Here is an 18009-nt window from a genome sequence, read left to right on the forward strand (position 1 = left end):
GGCAGGGCCGGGGTGCAAGTATGGCCTTGGTGATATGGCCTTAGTGAGAATGCCGGATATTGATGAAGTGCGCGGTTGCGACAAGGATCACGCCACCCACTGTCAGCGCTACTTCGGCATCGCCATGGCCCACGGCCACCGCTGCGCCCATCAGCGCCAGGCCGGTGCCGCCGATTGCCAGCGGCAGGAACCGCCCGTGGCGCAATGCGCCAATGCCGATCGTCGCCGCGCCGATCACCAGCGCAAAGGCAAGGCCCCAGCGGTGGATGTCGGGATTGAGCAGCACACCGCCACCCACGCCGAGCATGCCGACTAGGAACAGCCCCGCAACGCAATGAATCAGGCACAGCCCCGAAAGGAGCACGCCGATCCGGTCAAGCCGGGCACGCAAGGCAAGCAGGGCATCACTCATCGCTTGAGCATATATGTTATAATGTAACATCGCACAAGGTGGGCGCCGGAAAATCTCTCCTGCCCAAAGGGCCACAGCGCTGCCCGACAATCGCTCTTGCGATTCTGCGAGGGCAGGAGCAGGGGCAGCGCCATGAGCAACAGCGTCTCGCCCAAGCTTCGCAGTGACGCCACCGCCCTGTCGCGCTGGCTGTTCGTCGTCGCCTTCATGGTCCTCGCCATCGTCGTGGTCGGCGGCATCACCCGCCTTACTGAATCGGGCGTTTCGATCACCGAATGGAAGCCGGTGAGTGGCACCCTACCGCCGATCACCGAAGCGCAGTGGCAGGCCGAATTCGACGCCTACCGCGCCACGCCGCAGTACCAGCTGGTCAACGGCCCGGCGGGCATGACGCTCTCCACCTACAAGTTCATCTTCTTCTGGGAGTGGGTCCACCGCCTGCTCGCCCGCACCATCGGCCTCGTCTTTGCAGCGCCTCTGGCATGGTTCTGGATCAAGGGCAGGATTCCCGAGGGCTACAAGCCCCGCCTGCTCGCGCTGCTGGCTCTGGGCGCGCTGCAGGGCGCGGTCGGCTGGTGGATGGTCAAGTCCGGCATCGTCAATGACGTCAAGGTCAGCCACTTCCGCCTCGCCACGCACCTGCTGGTCGCGCTGTTCACGCTGGCCGGCCTCGTCTGGACCGCGCTCGACCTGATCGCACTGGCCAATGGCGAGGGGCGCTCGAGACTGCGGGGCCTCGGCCTGCTTGCCCTTGCCATGCTGGTGTTCCAGCTGTTCTACGGCGCGATTGTGGCCGGGCTTCGCGCCGGCACCTCGGCGGGCGGCGGCTGGTTCAACTGGGACGCTTGGCCGCTGATGCAGGGCAAGGTCTATCCCGATGGCGTCGACTGGGCGATGGGTACTGCCCATGCCCTGCTGTCCGATCCATTCCTCGTCCACTTCATTCACCGCTGGTGGGCCTGGGCCGTAGTGGCCGTGCTGGTGGTCGTCGCACGCAAGCTGCGCCGGACTGACCGCAAGGCCTCGGTCGTCCTCCACTCCGTGTTCGGCACGCAAGTCCTGCTCGGCATCCTCACCGTGTGGAGCGGCGTCGCCATCTGGCTCGGCGTGCTGCACCAATTGGTCGGCGCGCTGCTCGTGGCAGCAACGGTATGGTCCGCCCACATCCTCGGCAGCCCGAGACACCGCCAGCAATGACTGCCGCGCTGATCTGGTCCACCTTTGGCGACATCCAAAGCGCCGAGGCCGTGGCAGACACGCTGCTCGAAGAACGCCTGATCGCCTGCGCCAACATCCTCCCCGCCGTCCGCTCGCTCTATCGCTGGAACGGCGAGCGCGGCGAGGGCAGCGAAGTCGCCGTCCTGTTCAAGACCCGCGTGGACCTGTTGGACGGCGCCATCGCCCGCCTCGAAGCGCTCCACCCGTATGACGCCCCGGCGATCTCCGGCTGGCGCTGCGACGCGGCGGGAGCGGCAACTCTTGGCTGGATCGAAGCCGACTGCGGCCCCTCCAAGTTCTAACGGTATTATTTTACCTCTACCAAAACCCGCAGTTTGCTTGACTCTGGCGGGCATTTGCAACAAAGGCGCGCTTCCTTCGTCGTGAAGCAGCGGATTCCCGCTTGGATCGACGCACCGAATTCAGGGAACCCGTAGCCATGAAGGCTCTCAGCAAGGTCACCCGGTCGATCAAGCCGGCCGAGGTGGAGAAGAACTGGCATCTGATCGATGCCGAAGGCATGGTCGTCGGCCGTCTCGCCGTCGTCATCGCCAACCATCTGCGCGGCAAGCACAAGCCGAGCTTCACCCCGCACGTCGATTGCGGCGATCACGTTGTCGTGATCAACGCCGACAAGGTCAAGTTCACCGGCAACAAGCTGAAGAACAAGACCTACTACAAGCACACCGGCTATGCCGGCGGCATCAAGGAAGTCACCGCGGACAAGGTCCTCGGTGGTCGCTTCCCCGAGCGCGTGCTTGAAAAGGCAGTTGAGCGCATGATCCCCCGCGGCCCGCTCGGCCGTGCGCAGATGCGCGCCCTTCACCTCTATGCCGGTGCCGAGCACCCGCATGGCGGCACCCAGCCGGTGGCGCTCGACGTCGCTTCGATGAACCGCAAGAACAAGGTGGGTGCATAATCATGGCCGAAACCGAAAACACCGTGTCGAGCCTCGCCGACCTCAAGGACCTGACCGCTTCCGCTCCCGTGGCTGCTGCTCCGTCCGAAGGTGGTGAAGTCGCCGCTCCCGTCCGCACCGGCCCCGCTGCCGTGATCCGCGCTCGCGAAGTCGATGCGCAGGGCCGTTCGTACGCCACCGGCCGCCGCAAGGACGCCGTGGCCCGCGTGTGGCTCAAGCCCGGCTCGGGCAAGGTCACCGTCAACGGCCGTGATCAGGAAGTCTACTTCGCCCGTCCGACCCTGCGTCTAGTGATCAACCAGCCGTTCGAAGTCGCCGGTCGCGAAGGCCAGTACGACATCGTCTGCACCGTCAAGGGTGGTGGCCTCTCGGGCCAGGCCGGCGCGGTCAAGCACGGCATCGCCCAGGCCCTGTCGAAGTTCGAACCCGAACTGCGCAGCGCCGTGAAGGCTGCCGGCTTCCTCACCCGCGACCCGCGCGTCGTCGAGCGTAAGAAGTACGGCAAGGCCAAGGCACGCCGCAGCTTCCAGTTCTCGAAGCGCTAATCGCGCTTCGGCTGGCAGTTCTCGAAGCGCCAATCGCGCTTCTTGCTGCAAGGCTGAACGAAATCAGGGGCTGGTCTTCGGACCGGCCCCTTTTTTCATGGCCATCAATCGGCTGGTGCGAACTGCTTGGCCAGCGTGTGGTAAAGCTTGGGCTTGCACACCTTGGCGCTGGCCCAGTCGGCAATCAGCGCGGTGGCGAACAGCGGCAGGACCATGGTGCGGTCCGCCGTCATCTCCATGATGATGATCGAAGCGGTCAGCGGAGCGCGTACTACGCCCGTGAAATAACCGATCATGCCGAGCACGACGATTGCTCCCGGCGCCTCGCCCGGGAAACCTGCTGCGAGCAACTGCCCGACACCGGCACCGACCGATAGCGATGGCGCGAAAATGCCGCCCGGAGCGCCACTCAGCGCAGTTGCCAGCGTCGAAATGAACTTCCCCGGTCCGAACAGCAGCGAGGCATCCCCGCCCGCAAGCAGCAGCTTGGTCGTGTCATAGCCGGTCCCCCAGCTTGAACCCTCGGTGGCAAGGCCGGTGAGAGCCACGACCAGCCCGCACGCCAGCGCCAGCAGCACGGGCCTTGCGCGCATCCGTACGACAAGTGGGCGCGCGGAGAAGGCCATCCCGATCAATGCGCGCGAGAACAAGCCCCCGGCCACCCCGCCGACGAGCCCCGCAACCGGCGCAAGCACGAAGATGTCGCTCAAGGGCAGGCGCTGCGCCATCGCGCCGAAGTAGACATAGTCTCCCGATAGCCCGAGGCTGACCACGCCGGCTATCATCACCACGGCCATGACCAGCACCGCCAAGCGCTGCTCAAAGGCCGACGCCAGCTCCTCGATCGCAAAGGCCACTCCGGCAAGCGGCGTATTGAACGCCGCCGCCACGCCTGCGGCGCCGCCGGCGATGATCACGCCTGCCGTCACCGGCACGCGCAGCCAGCGATGCACTGCGACCATCAGGGCAGCGCTGACCTGCACGGTCGGCCCCTCGCGGCCTGCGGATCCCCCGACCAGCAGCAGTGCGGTCGTGCCGAAGAGCTTGCCGAAAGCACTTCTCATCGAAACCAGGGGGCCGTGGGCGGCAACGGAGGAGTTGTGCCCCGCTGCCATGACCTGGGGAATGCCCGAGCCACGCGCTGCGGGAAACCAGCGTCGCGTTGCCCAGACCACTCCCGCGAACACCAACGGTGTGACGACAAGCGGGGACAGCGGGACTGCACGATAGAATACTGAAAATATCGTCTGCGCCCATTCGCCTGCTCGCGCGAACAGGACTGCAACGACGCTCAGGACGATAGCCCCCGCCAGCGCTGCGATTCGGGCGCGCATTGCAGGAAGGCTTGCGCTCGAGACGATCTTACCGAAATCAGGGACTTGCATGGCTGGGGGGTAGCCCGCCATGGACATGCCTGCAAGAAACGCCGGTGGCGAGGGGATCGAACGACAATGCCTGCAAGCGCATCGACAGCCAGGGCTGCCGCCTCTCGCGCCGACTGGTTCCGCATGGGTTGGCCGCGCGGCGCCGTTGGCGCCTTCATCGGCATCGCACTCGCCGCTGGCCTTGGCCATCTCGTTCCAGCAGGTGGGGGTCTGCCGTGGATCGTCGCGCCAGTCGGTGCCTCGGCAGTTCTGGTCTTTGCCGTCCCGGCCAGCCCGCTTGCGCAGCCTTGGCCGCTGGTCGGCGGAAACCTCCTGTCGATGGGAGTGGGCCTTGCGATAGGCAAGTTGTGCGCCATCGCGGGCATGGGCGCGCCGGTTGCCGTCGCGATTGCCGTGGGAAGTGCGATTGCCGTCATGGGCATGGCGCGCTGCACCCACCCGCCTGGGGGCGCAGCGGCGATCCTGGGTGCCATGGCGGGGATCGCACCCGCCACCCATTTTCCAGGGCCGCTGACGCCGCTCGCGCTCAACGTGGCAGGCATTGCCTTGGCGGGCTGGATTTATAACGCGATGACCGGCCATGCCTGGCCGCATATCCCCGCGACCTTGCCCTCACCTGCCCCTATCCATACCGTGACCTATGACCGCGCCGACCTCGACGCGGTGCTCGCCGATTGGGATGAGGCGCTCGACGTCGAGCCCGATGATCTCGACGCCCTGTTTCGCGCAGTGGAGCGCCGCGTGCTGCGACGTTGGGAAGACGATCACAAGTAGGACCGCTCCCGCTTCAGTTGCGGTTCAGCCGCCGGGCGGTTAGTCCCGTGGCGTGATCCGAAGACTCCCCGCCCTGCTCTTCGCCCGGCTTGCTGCGTTGATCGCGGCGGCCAGCCTTTGCATTCAGCCTGCTGCAGCGCAATCGGTGCTGCGCGATGCCGAGACCGAGGCGCTGTTCCGCGATGCATCGGCCCCGATCTTTGCCGCCGCCGGGTTCAATCCGAAGGCAATCGACCTGGTCCTGCTCAACGATGGCTCGATCAACGCTTTCGTTGCCGGCGGGCAGGCGATCTACATTCACTCCGGGCTGATCGGTGCGGCGGACAGCGTCAATGAACTGCAAGGCGTTATCGCCCACGAACTCGGCCACATCACCGGAGGCCACGTGGTGCGGTTCAGTGAAGGGATGAAGCCGGCGACCGGCATAACCGTGCTTTCACTGCTCCTTGGCGGCCTTGCCGCGGCGGCGGGATCGCCGGACGCAGCGCTGGGCGTGTTCATGGCCGGTCAGCAGGCGGCATTGGGCAAGTTCCTCTCCTTCAGCCGCACGCAGGAAAGTTCAGCCGATGCCGCCAGCGTACAGTTTCTGACGAAAGCCGGCATTTCCGGGCGCGGATCGGTCGAGTTCTTCAAGAAGCTGCAGAACCTCGAGTTCCGTTACGGCTACAGCTCGCGCGGCAACCCCGATGCCGAGTTCTACAGCACCCACCCGATGACTGCAGACCGCCTGACAACACTGCAGGATGCGTTCGAGAAGGACCCGGCTTGGAACACCCCGCCTCCTGCCGAACTCCAGGCGCGCTTCCTGCGGGTGAAGGCCAAGCTTTATGGCTATCTTGCCGAGCCGCAGGACACGCTGCGCGCCTATCCCGAATATCTGACCGACGTGCCCGCCCGATACGCCCGCGCTTATGCGTTCCACAAGGAAGCCTTTGTCGACAAGGCGTTGGACGAAACCAAGGCCCTGATCGCCAGCGATCCGAAGAACCCCTACTTCAAGGAACTTGAAGGACAGATCCTGCTGGAGTCCGGACGCCCGCAGGAAGCGCTGGAGCCGTTGCGCGAGGCGACGGCGCTGACCGGCAACGAACCCTTGATCGCCACGACCTTTGGCCACGCGCTGATCGCAACCGAGGACAAGGCCAACTTTGCCGAAGCCGAGAAAGTGCTCAGGACCTCGGTGGCGCGCGACAAGGAAAACCCCTTCACCTGGTACCAGCTTGGCGTGATCTACGAAGCCAAGGGCGATATTCCGCGCGCCCGCCTCGCCAGTGCCGAACAGCAGCTCATGAACATGCAACTGGGCGAAGCTGTGCGCAGTGCCGAAGCGGCAGAGGCAGCCTTGCCCAAGGGCACGCCGGATTGGCTGCGGGCGCAGGATATCGCGATGTCGGCACGCGCCACCATGGAACGCCAGAAGAAATCGCGCTAGGCACGCATTCATGGCTGATCAAACACCTCGCCGCTTCGGAGCATTTGCTGCCCTTGCCCTGCTCTTTGCCGCAGGGGGTGCGGGCGCTGGCTGGTGGTATGCCCATTCGCAATCCCGTCCCGCCGAGGGTGACCAGCAGCTGGAGGCTTCGCTTTCGAGCGCAGGCATCGACGGCAAGGAGCGGGCCGCAATCGAAGGGCTGATCCGCACCTACATTCTCGAACACCCCGAAGTCCTGCCCGAGGCGATGGAGCGGTTGCAGCAGCGTGAGGCATCGGCACAGATCGCGCCCATGCGCGGCGCGCTGGAAACCGCATTCCCGGGTGCCGTGCTCGGCAACCCCAACGGCAAGGTGACGCTGGTCGAATTTACCGATTTTGCTTGTACCTATTGCCGGCAGAGCGTGAAGGCGATCGACGCCCTGGTGGCCAAGAACCCGGATCTGCGCGTGGTCGTGCGCGAGTTGCCGATCATTGCACCCGAAAGCGCGCCGGCAGCCCGGATGGCGCTGGCAGCGGCAGAGCAGGGCAAGTACCCCGCTTATCACAAGGCAATGTTCGAAGGCCCCCGCCCGTCCGACGCCAGCATAACGGCTGCGGCCACGGCAGCAGGCCTCGATCTTGCCTCGGCCCGCAGCTTTGCCGCGCGGCCCGATGTGGAAGAGGAGCTCAAGCGCAATCTGCAGATGGCGCGCCAGCTCGGCATCAACGGTACGCCGGCATGGGTCATCGGCGAACAGCTGGTCCACGGCGCAGTACCGCAGGAAGACCTTCAGGCCGCAATCGACGCTGCCCGCAAGCGCTGATCGCCGATTTCCGGCGTGCTGGCACCAATTGCGTTGCAGCCCGTTGCTGTCACGTGGATCATGGCCTTTGCGGACCAAAGCCTGCAAGGCTAGCCTAACCCACCGCTAAAGGTTACAAACCGTTTCATGGCAGCGCTGCCGTTCAGACCCACGCCGTTCTTCGGCAACAAGAACCGCGCCTTCTGGCGCCTGCAGTTCCTTGGCTGGGGCGGCGCGATGCTGCTGCGGGCGATGTCGTCCATCGCCAATGCGCAGCCATGGTCATTCCTGGTCATCGTCGTCATTGCCACAATCACCGGCTTCTCGATCTCGCTGATCTTGTCGGTGATCTACCGCGCGCTGATCAACCGGCGGCCAATCGTGACGTGGGGCGTAACCGCAGTGACCATGTCGGTCGCCGTGGGCCTGTATGCTTTCATCGACTCGTGGGTAATCAGTCTTTACCGGCAGGGTGGCGACGCCAGCTTTGCGCAGCTGTTCCTCGGCGTGTTCTACCTTGATCTCACGCTCGTCATATCGTGGACCGGCCTTTATTACGCGATCAATTTCTTCCTGCAGGTTGAAGAACAGAACGACCAGCTGATGCGGCTGGAAGCGCAGGCGACCTCGGCCCAGCTGGCCATGCTGCGCTACCAGCTCAACCCGCATTTCCTGTTCAATACGCTCAATTCCATCTCGACGCTGGTCCTGCTCAAGCAGACGGAACCGGCCAACGCGATGCTTTCGCGTCTGTCGTCATTCCTGCGCTATACGTTGGTCAACGAACCAACTGCACGGGTGACGGTGGCGCAGGAGATCGAGACGCTGAAGCTTTATCTCGACATCGAGCGCATGCGTTTCGAGGAGCGGCTGCGCACCGATTTTCGGATAGACGATGCCGTGCGCAGTGGCCTGATGCCCTCGCTGCTCCTGCAACCGCTGGTCGAAAACGCCATCAAGTACGCTGTCAGCCCTCTGGAATATGGAGCGGAAATCACGGTTGAAGCGCAACTCGTCGGTCCGATGCTGCGGGTTACCGTGTCCGACACCGGACCGGGCTTGTCACCGGGCACCGATCCTTCAAGCGTGTTCGGCGTGAGCAGTGACAGCACCGGCATAGGCCTTGCCAACATCCGCGATCGTTTGGTTCAGGCCTATGGCGAGAACCAGCGATTCGATATTTCAAACCGTCCCGAAGGAGGATTTCAGGTCGTGCTCGAACTGCCGTTCGAGGCAAAGCCAGAACCGGTTCAGGCAATTCCTGCCCGACGCCCGGCAGGGGTTGGCGCATGATCGCGGGAACCGACTGCCCTATTCATCGTCCTGTCATCAGCCACACTCCAACGGGGGGACCGTTTCGGGGGCGCAACGTGATCCAAGTCTGGACAAGACCCAAGGGAACCGCATGACGATCCGCACGATCCTCGTCGACGACGAGAAACTGGCCATTCAGGGGCTCCAGCTCCGCCTTCAGGCCTTCCCCGATGTCGAAGTGATCGACACCTGTTCGAATGGCCGTGAGGCCATCCGCAAGATCAAGACCGAGAAACCCGACCTGGTGTTCTGCGACATCCAGATGCCCGGCTTCGATGGCTTCTCGGTCGTCAAGGGCGTGATGGAGATCGATCCGCCCCTGTTCGTTTTCGTGACCGCCTATTCCGAGCACGCGATCAAGGCGTTCGAGGCCAACGCGGTCGACTACCTGCTAAAGCCGGTTGAGGAAGACCGCCTTGCCGACGCGCTCGACCGCGCCCGTACCCGCCTTTCGGAAAAGCGTGGCCGCGAAGAAGCCGACAAGCTCAAGAACGTCCTTGCCGAAGTGGCACCCGATGCCCTGCCCGAGATCGAGGATGAGGGTGAACCGGTGGCTGGACGTTTCGAAAAGCTCATCAACATCAAGGATCGCGGCAAGATCTTCCGCGTCGATGTCGACACGATCGAGCGCATCGAAGCTGCTGGCGATTACATGTGCATCTACACCGGCGACAATTCTCTGATCCTGCGCGAGACGATGAAGGATCTCGAACGCCGCCTTGATCCGCGCGTGTTCCAGCGCGTGCACCGTTCAAAGATCGTCAACCTCGATCAGGTGCGCCAGGTAAAACCGCATACCAATGGCGAATGCTTCCTGGTGCTGGAAAGCGGCGCGGAAGTGAAGGTATCGCGTTCGTACCGTGACGTGGTGGCGCGCTTCGTTCACTGAACTCGACAGAAAGGCCGGGAATGGTATTGCGCTCCGCATGAGCAGTTTCTCCATTCCCGGCTTCGATCTGGAAGCTTTCGTCACCGCAACGCTGGCCGAGGACCTTGGAGAGGGTCTGCCCGGCGGCGGATACGATGTGACCAGCGACAGCGTGATCCCGGCAGACGCCCGTTTTTCGGGCGTGATGGACAGCCGCGATGCCATATCGGTCTGCGGCCTGCCGATTGCAGCCGCGTTCTTCCGCGCGCTCGATCCCGCCATGAAAATCGATATTCTGGTTGATGAGGGCGCGCAGGTCCCGCCGGGGTCCGACCTCATGCGACTGGAGGGCAATGCCCGCGCGATGCTCACGGCCGAGCGCAGCGCGCTGAACACGGTGCAGCACCTGTCGGGCGTGGCCACGCTTACGCGCCAATATGTGGACGCGATGGGTGAGACAGACGCGCGCCTGCTGGACACACGCAAAACTATCCCCGGCCTGCGCCATCTCGAGAAGTACGCCGTGCGTACGGGTGGCGGCACCAATCACCGCATGGGCCTGTGGGACGCAGCGATGATCAAGGACAATCACGTGTTGGTAGCGGGCGGTGTGGCCGAGGCCGTCCGCCGCGCGTTGGCCGCAGGGGTGAAGGACGTGATCTGCGAGGTCGACCATATCGACCAGATCCTGCCCGCACTCGAAGCCGGGGCAACGCGGCTCCTTCTCGACAATATGGGGCCAGACCTTTTGCGCGAGGCCGTTGCGCTCGTGGCGGGCCGAGTGCCTTGCGAGGCCTCGGGCGGCGTCCGTCTGGATACGATAGGCGCGATTGCCGCTTCGGGCGTGGACTACGTTTCGGTTGGCCGCCTGACGCAAAGCGCGCCTGCGGCCGATATCGGCCTCGACTTCACGCCAATCGCCTGAACGGAAACCCAAGATGCGTCCCGCCACTATCCGAGCCTTTGAAATCAGCGTGATCGCCAGCCAGTTGATCCGCATCGTCAACATCGTCGCCAATGCCGGGGCGATGGCGGCTGCGCTGGAAGTCGGCCGCAACGAGCTGCTGATCGGCCCGTTCGTCAATGCTCTGGTTGCCATCGGTCTCGCGCTCGCGGTGTCGCGCGGGCGATTTGCAATAGCGCGCTGGTTCCTCGTTGCGGTGATAGCACTCGACGTGCTTGGTCTCGGCGGCGTTCCTGCAGTGGCAACGATGATCGGCATTCCGTTCGCCATATTCTCGGTGATCGCCATCCTGCTGATGATTGCGGCAGGCGTGCTGATGTTCCTGCCTGCCTCGACGGCGTGGCTCAAGCAGGGCAAGGCTGACTGAGGGTGCGCGGCACGCTGATCGCCGTTGGACTGCTGGCGGCAACCCCGGCCCTGGCGAAGGGGTGGCAATGCAACGTGCCGCCGCAGATCAACGTGCCACCCTCGCCCGCGCCCGACGCGCCCCCACGCATCGTCCCGACGACCGGCTATACGTTGGCAATAAGCTGGTCGCCCGAGTTCTGCCGCACGCGCAGGGACGATCCTGCACACGCCACGCAATGTTCAGGCCGTCTGGGAAGGTTCGGCTTCGTACTCCACGGCCTTTGGCCCGATGGCCAAGGCGGCAAGTTCCCGCAGTACTGCCCGTCTCGCCTGCTGCCCGATGCGACGACGCTGCGCCGCAACTTCTGCACCACGCCGTCGGCTGACCTGATGATGCATGAATGGGCCAAGCACGGCACCTGCATGGGCATCAGCCCGGCCGACTACTTCGCCAAGGGTCGCGCGCTTTTCCAGAGCTTCGAGTTCCGCGACATGGCGCGCCTGTCGCGCACCGAAGGACTGGACGTGGGCAAGGTCAAGCAGGCGCTGGTCCTTGCCAACCCGCGTCTCCGCCCGGAAATGATCCGCCTGCTGCTCGGCCGCGACGGCTGGCTGCGCGAGATTCACCTGTGCCATTCGCGCAAGCTGAAGCCGGCACGCTGCCCCATCGGCAATAGCGGTCCGCCGGACACGGTGCCGGTGAAGATCTGGCGCTCCTTTTGAGGCTCGCGTTCTAACGTCGCTCGCGGAAGAAGCCGCGCAGCAATTCGCCAGATTCCGATTCGCCCATGCCCGAATAGACCTCGGGTCGGTGCAGGCAAGTGGCCTGGTCGAACACGCGCGCACCATGCTCAACCGCGCCGCCCTTGGGATCGCTGGCGGCGTAATAGACACGGGCGATGCGGGCATGGGCGATGGCACCAGCGCACATCGCGCAAGGTTCCAGGCTGACCCACAAGTCGCAGCCTTCAAGGCGCTCCTGCCCCAAAGCTGCGGCGGCAGCGCGAATCGCCAGCACTTCGGCGTGGGCTGTGGGATCGCACAATGTCCGCGGCTGGTTGTGCGCGGCGGCTATGAGCGTTCCGTCCTTGACGATGACCGCGCCAATGGGCACTTCGCCTTCACCGGCAGCGGTTCGGGCTTGATCCAAGGCCAGTCGCATCGGTTCGGGAAGAGGCCAGCGGGTCATGATGCGGGGTATAAGGAGCGGATTGACGCTTTCAAACTCCGAATCCTTGACTTCGCCCCGTGAATCGATAAGAGCCGCGCCTTCCCGATAGGTATTATCGAACACAAGCGAGTTTTAGCCATGTCGCGTATCTGCGAACTGACCGGTAAGGGCCGCCAAGTCGGTCACAACGTAAGCCACGCCAACAACAAGACCAAGCGTCTGTTCCTGCCCAATCTCCAGAACGTCACGCTGATGAGCGAGAAGCTGGACCGCAGCTTCAAGTTCCGCGTTTCGACGCACGGTCTGCGCTCTGTCGAGCATAACGGTGGCCTCGACAACTGGCTGCTCAAGCAGTCGGACACCAAGCTTTCGACGCGCGCCCTCAAGGTGAAGCGCGAGCTGGTCAAGGCGAACGCCGCCTAATCTTCTGCCCGCAAGGGTTGAAACAGCAAGGCCCCCATCCTCAGCGGATCGGGGGCTTTTGTTGCGCCTGCCTCCGGGCATTACGGCGCTGGTAATGCTGCCGGCTCAAGGCGAAGCTGGAGCAGGCGCGTTTCCTGCAGCGCAGCGTCGTTCGCATCGCTGACAAGCCAGAGATCGAGATGATCTCCTGCCGGGGCCAGAACCATGCCCTCCCAATTCTCGCGCAGGACGGGTCCGTCGATGCGCCCCAGCTCCCGGGTTGCCAACGGACGGCGCGGATCGAAAGCGGCGAAGTCTGCCAAGACCAGGCGGGCCTCGAAATGCGGAGGGAACAGCGCCAGCCGGCGCACAAGAATAAGCACGCGTCCGTCGGGAAGCGTGGCTGCATCTACCGGATCGAAGCCGGCAGGCACGGTGATGCCAAACTTCTGTGCCCGCGAACGCGCCGGCTGACTTGCGAACAGCAGCCCGAGGTGAAGTCCGCCAGCCCCCGTGCCGCATGATTCGCACAGCATGATCCAGCGCCCATCGTTCAGACGCGCCATCGCCTCCACCCCGCCGTTGGCTGGCCAATCACGCGTTTCCGGCACGATCAGAAGGCGCGCGGTGCCGCTGCGGGCATCGGCCCGTACCACGCGTGGATCATCTTCCAGGCCGATCCACAGGCTGCCGTCCGATGGGTCCCGCACCGCGGATTCGGTATCGAAACCAACATAACCCCGCCCGTCCGGCCAGTGCTGCGAAATGAGGCGCGGCATCTGCAGCTTCATCGCTCCCGGCTCGATCGGCAAGCGCAGTGGCAGCGCACGGTTGCGGTCGCTGATGGCTAGGAGGCCGCCTTGCTGCAGGACAAGGGCCGAATAGCCGCCGAAGCGCTGGTCAGGCCCAGTCAGGCGCCACGCCTTTTCAAGAGCGAACGGTCCCAATGCGCGGCGTTCAGCCGGTGGAACCGACGCTGTCATGTCCGCTACGTCGATCCAAGGATTGAAGCTGAGCGGATCTACGCGCGCCGTACTCCAGACAAGGAACAGCAGCGGCAGGAGCAGGACAACGATGGGGAGGGCACGGCGCACGTCAGCGCCGTTATCGGATTGCCCCTGCCCGTCAATCGGCAAACATGGTTACCGACGGCACGAAGTAATGATCAGGCAGGCCGGAACTTCAGCGCATCGCCATTTATGCAATAGCGCAAGCCCGTCGGTGCCGGACCATCATCAAACACATGTCCGAGGTGCCCGCCGCACTGGCTGCAGTGCACCTCCGTGCGCGACATTCCAAGCGAACGGTCGCTGCTGGTTCCGACAGCCTTGGGCAGCGGCTTCCAGAAACTGGGCCAGCCAGTGCCGCTATCGAACTTCGTAGACGAGGCAAACAAGGCCGTGCCATCCGCCGCACAGGTGAAGGTGCCCTTGCGGTGTTCCTTGAGCAGAGGTGAGGTGAACGGACGCTCGGTGCCCTCCTCGCGCAGGATATAGAATTGCTCGGCGGTGAGGGTTCGCCGCCATTCGGCCTCGGTCTTCATGACCGGAAAGCGGCCCTTGGCAGCAGGCTTTGCGGTGCAAGCCGAGGCGAAGGGCAAGGCCGCACCAGCGCCAAGCAGAGCAAGGAAGCGACGACGATCAGGGGAAGAAGCAGACATGCCAGAGCCTTTCGGTGTCCTGCCGGTGGGCGGAGGATGGACCTCGAGGGGGGCGGATTGCCCGCCGGCAGGACATGACTCGATCTAGTCCAGTCCTGCCGGTTCCATCGTGACGAAGATCATAGCATGTTATCCTGTCGCCAGGATTACCGCTTTTCGATCACGGTTTCGAGCTTGCGGAAGCCGTGGACGAAGTTCGCGCGCACGCGCTCGACTTCCCCCACCACGCGCACCTGCATTCGCCGCTCGTGCATTTCCTCGAGCAAGATGCGCAGTTGCAGTTCGGCAAGGCGTGCGCCGACGCAGCGATGCACGCCATAGCCGAACGAAAGGTGACGCCGCGCATTGTCGCGATCGACGATAAGCTTGTCGGCGTTCTCGAACACACTTTCGTCCCGGTTGGCCGAGATGTACCAAAGGATCAGCTTTTCGCCGGCCTTGATCTCCTGACCGAAAAGTTCCGCGTCGGCAGTGGCCGTCCGGCGCATGTGCGCAAGCGGTGTTACATAGCGGATGCATTCCTGCACAGCATTCGGGATAAGCGAAGGATCGCGGGCCAGCAGATCGCGCTGGTCCGGGAACTGGTCGAGCGCGTGGACGATGCCCGACATGGTGTTGCGGGTGGTGTCATTGCCGCCCACGATAAGCAGCACGAGATTGCCCATGAACTCCTGCGGGCTCATGTGGTTCATCGCTTCGGAATGGATCATCATCGAAATGAGATCGCCCGAAGGGCCGCTGCGCATGCGTTCGCCCCAGAGGCGCTGGAAATAGTGCGCCATTTCGCCGAGGAAGCCGAAGCGCATGTCCGACAGTTCGCGTGCCAGGACAAGTTCCACGTCTCCGGCCCAGTCCGACCAGAACGTCAGGAGGCGCCGGTCAGGCCAGGGGAAACCGAAAAGCAGCGCGAGCATGCCGGTGGTAAGCTCGATCGAGACCTTGTCGACCCAATCGAACTTTTCGCCCCAAGGCAGCGAATCGAGCACCTCGCCGGTGCGTTGGCGGATTTCCCGCTCCATCTCGACCATCTTGGCGGGCGTGAAGGCAGGAGCGACCGTACGGCGCTGGCCGGTGTGTTGCGGCCGGTCCATCGCGATGAACATCGGCAACTGGCGCTCGGCCAGCAGGGCCGGATCGGTATCGGCCGGCGGGTCGCCAATGGTGATGCCACCGTATTGCCAGGATGAGGAGAACAGTTCCGGGAGCGATTCGACGTGCTGGATCGCCTTGTGGTTCACCACATTCCAGTAGGCACCATAAGGCGATTCCGGGACGAAGTTCACCGGGGCTTCGCGCCGCATCTCGGCAAAGATCGGCTGCCAGCGGTCTTCGACGTAGATGTCGGAGCGGCTCACGTCCCACTTGTGCGTGTGCGCCGGGAAGGCCTGGGGATTGTCCCTGAGCCAGGCGCTGAACGCCTCGATCGCGGTGGGAGAGCTGCGGTAGGTGAACTGCGGGGCTTCGGGTGCAAGCTGCGTGGCCATGGCTATCCTCCGGAAAGGCCGCACGTTGCCCGCACGGTCCTCGTCACTTTGGTAGCTTGCCACAACCTACATAGGTGTCAATAAGCTTTGCGCCTGAACAGGGAACGCTTGGTCTTGCCTCGTGCAGGGCCGGATTTCATCACGGTCCGCCGAAACAGTTGCGCTCCTGCCCGCACGATAACCACCACCCACAATGCCTGCCAGGCCAGCGCGAGGATGTGCGGCCAAACCTCGGGCTGCTGTGCGGCGCGGGCCAGCATCGCGTAGGGCGAACTGACCGGGAATATCACCGAAAGCCATTCGACCCACGAGCCCGGCATGCTCAGCGCGTAGCTAGAAAAGAAGAACACCATGAGCTGGAACATCGAGACCGGCATCGACAGCGTCTGCACCTCGCGCACTGTTGCGGCCATGCCCCCGATCGACAGGAACAGCGATCCCATCAGCAGATAGGCCATGGCGAAATAAAGGAAGCCCAGCGTCAGGAAGAGAGGCCAGCCGACCGCGGGCGCCGAAAGCGGCGGCATGCTCTTGGCGCCTGCAAGCACGATAAGGCCAATCGCCGTGCCCCACACGGCAATGCCAACCAGACTGACGGCGAGCATCGCAAAGAGCTTGCCCATGAACATCGCGTCCATCGGCACGGCTGCCGCAAGCACCTCGATGATCTTGTTGCCCTTCTCCTCGACAAGATTGGACAAAACCATCCCGGCCAGAAGCATGGTGAGGAGGAACAGCAGGACCTGACTGCCCTGCGCGGTATAGGCCTGGCCGGTACGGACCTTGGCGATAGAGGTGTTGACCTCTTCCACCTGCACGTCCGGGTAAGCCGTCGGCGTATCGGCACGGGCGCGCGCGGCAAGGTTCGAGACAAGACCGACCCACTGCCGCGCACGATCGGCGGTGGCGGTCAGGGTCGGCGCCGCAAGCGTGCCGCCAACGACTGCGGTAACCTCGCGGTCGGCGTTGGAAAGCGCAGCCCTGGCATCGAAGGCTTGGCCCTGCCCTGGCGTTGCAAGCTGGATCATGTCGGGCAAGCCGCCCGCCACGCGCCCGTCCAGTTCCTCGCGCGCGGCGATCATGCGCTTGTTATCGGCAGCGCTCATGGCAAGGCCGATGGTGGGCTTCTCGACGTTCTGCTGGACCTTGGCGCCGATGTTTCCTGCCAGTCCTCCGACTATCACCGGAAAGGCCGGGCCGATCAGAAAGAAGATGAATGTCTTTGAAAAGACCACCGCGACAAAATCGCGCCGCGCGATGACAAGAGCAGCGCGCAGCTTCTCGGCAAATCCGGTCATCGCGGCTCTCCTTCGCTTTCCTCAAGCGCCTTGGCGGCAGCCTCGCCGGCAATCGCGACAAAGGCATCGTGCAAACCCGCCCGCTCGATCGACAGGCTGAGAATGCCGGCATTGCCTTCGATCAAGGCGCGCAGCAGCGGCTCCACGCCGGTCTCGGGCAGGGTAAAGTGCCAGAAGGCGCCTTCGTGCCGGACATCGTCGGGAAGCGCGCCACGCCATGGTCCGTCCTGCGCGCGCGTTTCGAGGCGGACTTGCGGACGCAGGCGGTCCCTCGCAAGGTCCACCGGCCCGGCGAAGGGCACCTTCCCCCCGGCGATGATCGCCACCTGATCGCACAGGCGCTCAGCGTGAGCGATGACGTGGGTGGAAAAGATCACCGTCGTGCCGCTCGCCGCAAGCGCGCGAATCATGCGTTCGAGCTTGCCCTGGTTTAACGCATCAAGCCCGGAAAACGGTTCGTCGAAGACGACGAGATCCGGCTGGTGCACGAGGGTTCCGAGAAGCTGCACCGTTTGCGCCATGCCTTTCGACATTTGCCTGATCTGGCGGTCTGCCGCGTAGCCAAGCCCATGCTCTTCAAGCAGTTCGCGCCCGCGACGCCGCCCTTCCTTCAGCGGAACACCGCGCAGGGCGGCAAGGAAGCCGATTGCCTCGTAAGCCTTCATCGCCGGGTAGAGCCCGCGCTCTTCGGGCAGGTATCCGATCCGGCGCGCGACTTCCGTCGGCCGTTCATGACCCAGCACCCGCCGGTAGCCAGCATCGGGATCGATGATGCCGAGCAGCATGCGCAGCGTCGTGGTCTTGCCTGCACCGTTGGGGCCGAGGATGCCATAGATCGAACCCTTGGGCACGGCGATGTCCACGCCATCGACGGCAGTAAAGCCGTCAAAGCGCTTCACCAGACCACGTGCGTCTATGGCCAGTTCAGGGCTTCCTGTCACACTGCCCCTGCCCGAAACGTTGCCTGTCACGGGCCATTCCCCTAGCTCGATCTTCATGGAACATGCGCTAAGCGATAGTCGATGAACGAG

At 63.9% G+C, this 18009-nt stretch carries 21 protein-coding genes and 1 tRNA gene; 13 read left to right on the forward strand and 9 right to left on the reverse strand.

Features of this window, described 5'->3' with window-relative positions:
* Positions 1-40: 40 nt before the first annotated feature.
* Positions 41-412 carry a MerC domain-containing protein gene (locus B9A23_RS13515; RefSeq protein ID WP_084279617.1) on the reverse strand — a complete coding sequence of 124 codons (372 nt, stop codon included), beginning with the start codon at positions 410-412 and terminating at the stop codon, positions 41-43.
* 132 nt (positions 413-544) lie between these two features.
* Between B9A23_RS13515 and B9A23_RS13520 the strand changes: the two genes are divergently transcribed.
* The 4 genes from B9A23_RS13520 to rpsI all read left to right on the forward strand — a co-directional run bounded on the left by B9A23_RS13520 (position 545) and on the right by rpsI (position 3094).
* The gene (locus tag B9A23_RS13520; RefSeq protein ID WP_084279618.1) at positions 545-1609 is read left to right on the forward strand and encodes a COX15/CtaA family protein; all 1065 of its coding nucleotides are present in this window, start codon (positions 545-547) and stop codon (positions 1607-1609) included.
* A complete protein-coding gene (cutA, locus tag B9A23_RS13525; protein ID WP_084279619.1) occupies positions 1606-1932 on the forward strand; it encodes a divalent-cation tolerance protein CutA in 327 nt (108 codons plus the stop codon). Before B9A23_RS13520 ends, cutA begins: the two co-directional genes overlap by 4 nt.
* A gap of 137 nt (positions 1933-2069) precedes the next feature.
* Positions 2070-2549 carry a 50S ribosomal protein L13 gene (gene rplM, locus B9A23_RS13530; RefSeq protein WP_084279620.1) on the forward strand — a complete coding sequence of 160 codons (480 nt, stop codon included), beginning with the start codon at positions 2070-2072 and terminating at the stop codon, positions 2547-2549.
* Between the two features lie 2 nt (positions 2550-2551).
* The gene (rpsI, locus tag B9A23_RS13535; protein WP_084279621.1) at positions 2552-3094 is read left to right on the forward strand and encodes a 30S ribosomal protein S9; all 543 of its coding nucleotides are present in this window, start codon (positions 2552-2554) and stop codon (positions 3092-3094) included.
* A gap of 104 nt (positions 3095-3198) precedes the next feature.
* On the opposite strand, the gene B9A23_RS13540 is transcribed toward rpsI, so the two are convergent.
* Both B9A23_RS13540 and B9A23_RS22820 read right to left on the reverse strand, forming a co-directional pair.
* A complete protein-coding gene (locus B9A23_RS13540) occupies positions 3199-4977 on the reverse strand; it encodes a chloride channel protein (RefSeq protein ID WP_368655940.1) in 1779 nt (592 codons plus the stop codon).
* Positions 4943-5016 (reverse strand) — tRNA-OTHER (locus B9A23_RS22820). The genes B9A23_RS13540 and B9A23_RS22820 overlap by 35 nt, the downstream gene beginning before the upstream one ends.
* Positions 5017-5025: 9 nt before the next feature.
* On the opposite strand from B9A23_RS22820, the gene B9A23_RS22825 reads away from it, so the two are divergent.
* From B9A23_RS22825 to B9A23_RS13580, 8 genes are all read left to right on the forward strand, one after another.
* Positions 5026-5253 carry a hypothetical protein gene (locus tag B9A23_RS22825; RefSeq protein ID WP_176217992.1) on the forward strand — a complete coding sequence of 76 codons (228 nt, stop codon included), beginning with the start codon at positions 5026-5028 and terminating at the stop codon, positions 5251-5253.
* Between the two features lie 52 nt (positions 5254-5305).
* Entirely contained in the window at positions 5306-6685 is a 1380-nt protein-coding gene (locus tag B9A23_RS13550) for a M48 family metalloprotease (RefSeq protein WP_084279624.1), read from the forward strand.
* A 10-nt stretch (positions 6686-6695) separates the two neighbouring features.
* On the forward strand, positions 6696-7490 hold the full coding sequence (locus B9A23_RS13555) for a DsbA family protein (RefSeq protein WP_084279625.1): 795 nt from the start codon (positions 6696-6698) through the stop codon (positions 7488-7490).
* A 126-nt stretch (positions 7491-7616) separates the two neighbouring features.
* Positions 7617-8762 (forward strand): sensor histidine kinase, encoded by a 1146-nt coding sequence (locus tag B9A23_RS13560; RefSeq protein ID WP_084279626.1) that lies wholly within the window; start codon positions 7617-7619, stop codon positions 8760-8762.
* Positions 8763-8874: 112 nt separating this feature from the next.
* Positions 8875-9672 carry a LytR/AlgR family response regulator transcription factor gene (locus tag B9A23_RS13565; RefSeq protein WP_084279627.1) on the forward strand — a complete coding sequence of 266 codons (798 nt, stop codon included), beginning with the start codon at positions 8875-8877 and terminating at the stop codon, positions 9670-9672.
* 37 nt (positions 9673-9709) lie between these two features.
* Positions 9710-10576: a carboxylating nicotinate-nucleotide diphosphorylase gene (gene nadC / locus B9A23_RS13570; RefSeq protein ID WP_176217993.1), complete on the forward strand. Its 867-nt coding sequence runs from the start codon at positions 9710-9712 to the stop codon at positions 10574-10576.
* 13 nt (positions 10577-10589) lie between these two features.
* Positions 10590-10982: a hypothetical protein gene (locus tag B9A23_RS13575; RefSeq protein ID WP_084279628.1), complete on the forward strand. Its 393-nt coding sequence runs from the start codon at positions 10590-10592 to the stop codon at positions 10980-10982.
* Positions 10983-10984: 2 nt separating this feature from the next.
* Positions 10985-11686 carry a ribonuclease T2 gene (locus B9A23_RS13580; RefSeq protein WP_084279629.1) on the forward strand — a complete coding sequence of 234 codons (702 nt, stop codon included), beginning with the start codon at positions 10985-10987 and terminating at the stop codon, positions 11684-11686.
* Between the two features lie 10 nt (positions 11687-11696).
* On the opposite strand, the gene B9A23_RS13585 is transcribed toward B9A23_RS13580, so the two are convergent.
* Positions 11697-12152 carry a nucleoside deaminase gene (locus B9A23_RS13585; RefSeq protein WP_084279796.1) on the reverse strand — a complete coding sequence of 152 codons (456 nt, stop codon included), beginning with the start codon at positions 12150-12152 and terminating at the stop codon, positions 11697-11699.
* 120 nt (positions 12153-12272) lie between these two features.
* Between B9A23_RS13585 and rpmB the strand changes: the two genes are divergently transcribed.
* A complete protein-coding gene (rpmB, locus tag B9A23_RS13590) occupies positions 12273-12557 on the forward strand; it encodes a 50S ribosomal protein L28 (RefSeq protein WP_084279630.1) in 285 nt (94 codons plus the stop codon).
* An 80-nt stretch (positions 12558-12637) separates the two neighbouring features.
* Here rpmB and B9A23_RS13595 read toward each other — a convergent pair whose 3' ends face one another.
* From B9A23_RS13595 to B9A23_RS13615, 5 genes are all read right to left on the reverse strand, one after another.
* Positions 12638-13630 carry an esterase-like activity of phytase family protein gene (locus tag B9A23_RS13595; protein ID WP_139797474.1) on the reverse strand — a complete coding sequence of 331 codons (993 nt, stop codon included), beginning with the start codon at positions 13628-13630 and terminating at the stop codon, positions 12638-12640.
* Between the two features lie 71 nt (positions 13631-13701).
* Positions 13702-14196 carry a peptide-methionine (R)-S-oxide reductase MsrB gene (gene msrB / locus B9A23_RS13600; protein ID WP_084279632.1) on the reverse strand — a complete coding sequence of 165 codons (495 nt, stop codon included), beginning with the start codon at positions 14194-14196 and terminating at the stop codon, positions 13702-13704.
* 146 nt (positions 14197-14342) lie between these two features.
* Positions 14343-15680 (reverse strand): cytochrome P450, encoded by a 1338-nt coding sequence (locus B9A23_RS13605; protein ID WP_084279633.1) that lies wholly within the window; start codon positions 15678-15680, stop codon positions 14343-14345.
* A gap of 77 nt (positions 15681-15757) precedes the next feature.
* On the reverse strand, positions 15758-16978 hold the full coding sequence (locus B9A23_RS13610; RefSeq protein ID WP_084279634.1) for an ABC transporter permease: 1221 nt from the start codon (positions 16976-16978) through the stop codon (positions 15758-15760).
* Entirely contained in the window at positions 16975-17976 is a 1002-nt protein-coding gene (locus B9A23_RS13615; protein ID WP_084279635.1) for an ABC transporter ATP-binding protein, read from the reverse strand. Before B9A23_RS13615 ends, B9A23_RS13610 begins: the two co-directional genes overlap by 4 nt.
* Between the last annotated feature and the right edge of the window lie 33 nt (positions 17977-18009).

It is taken from the genome of Novosphingobium sp. B1, from assembly GCF_900176395.1.
In the GTDB taxonomy this organism is placed as follows: Bacteria; Pseudomonadota; Alphaproteobacteria; order Sphingomonadales; family Sphingomonadaceae; genus Novosphingobium.

Bases quoted from the DNA above. Each gene is read 5' to 3' on its own strand.
- B9A23_RS13515 (WP_084279617.1), bottom strand. From the start codon at position 412: ATGAGTGATGCCCTGCTTGCCTTGCGTGCCCGGCTTGACCGGATCGGC.
- B9A23_RS13520 (WP_084279618.1), top strand. From the start codon at position 545: ATGAGCAACAGCGTCTCGCCCAAGCTTCGCAGTGACGCCACCGCCCTG.
- rpsI (WP_084279621.1), top strand. From the start codon at position 2,552: ATGGCCGAAACCGAAAACACCGTGTCGAGCCTCGCCGACCTCAAGGAC.
- B9A23_RS13565 (WP_084279627.1), top strand. From the start codon at position 8,875: ATGACGATCCGCACGATCCTCGTCGACGACGAGAAACTGGCCATTCAG.
- B9A23_RS13540 (WP_368655940.1), bottom strand. From the start codon at position 4,977: ATGGGTGGCGGGTGCGATCCCCGCCATGGCACCCAGGATCGCCGCTGC.
- msrB (WP_084279632.1), bottom strand. From the start codon at position 14,196: ATGTCTGCTTCTTCCCCTGATCGTCGTCGCTTCCTTGCTCTGCTTGGC.
- B9A23_RS13605 (WP_084279633.1), bottom strand. From the start codon at position 15,680: ATGGCCACGCAGCTTGCACCCGAAGCCCCGCAGTTCACCTACCGCAGC.
- cutA (WP_084279619.1), top strand. From the start codon at position 1,606: ATGACTGCCGCGCTGATCTGGTCCACCTTTGGCGACATCCAAAGCGCC.
- rpmB (WP_084279630.1), top strand. From the start codon at position 12,273: ATGTCGCGTATCTGCGAACTGACCGGTAAGGGCCGCCAAGTCGGTCAC.
- nadC (WP_176217993.1), top strand. From the start codon at position 9,710: ATGAGCAGTTTCTCCATTCCCGGCTTCGATCTGGAAGCTTTCGTCACC.
- B9A23_RS13575 (WP_084279628.1), top strand. From the start codon at position 10,590: ATGCGTCCCGCCACTATCCGAGCCTTTGAAATCAGCGTGATCGCCAGC.
- B9A23_RS13610 (WP_084279634.1), bottom strand. From the start codon at position 16,978: ATGACCGGATTTGCCGAGAAGCTGCGCGCTGCTCTTGTCATCGCGCGG.
- B9A23_RS13560 (WP_084279626.1), top strand. From the start codon at position 7,617: ATGGCAGCGCTGCCGTTCAGACCCACGCCGTTCTTCGGCAACAAGAAC.
- B9A23_RS13585 (WP_084279796.1), bottom strand. From the start codon at position 12,152: ATGACCCGCTGGCCTCTTCCCGAACCGATGCGACTGGCCTTGGATCAA.
- B9A23_RS13555 (WP_084279625.1), top strand. From the start codon at position 6,696: ATGGCTGATCAAACACCTCGCCGCTTCGGAGCATTTGCTGCCCTTGCC.
- rplM (WP_084279620.1), top strand. From the start codon at position 2,070: ATGAAGGCTCTCAGCAAGGTCACCCGGTCGATCAAGCCGGCCGAGGTG.
- B9A23_RS13615 (WP_084279635.1), bottom strand. From the start codon at position 17,976: ATGAAGATCGAGCTAGGGGAATGGCCCGTGACAGGCAACGTTTCGGGC.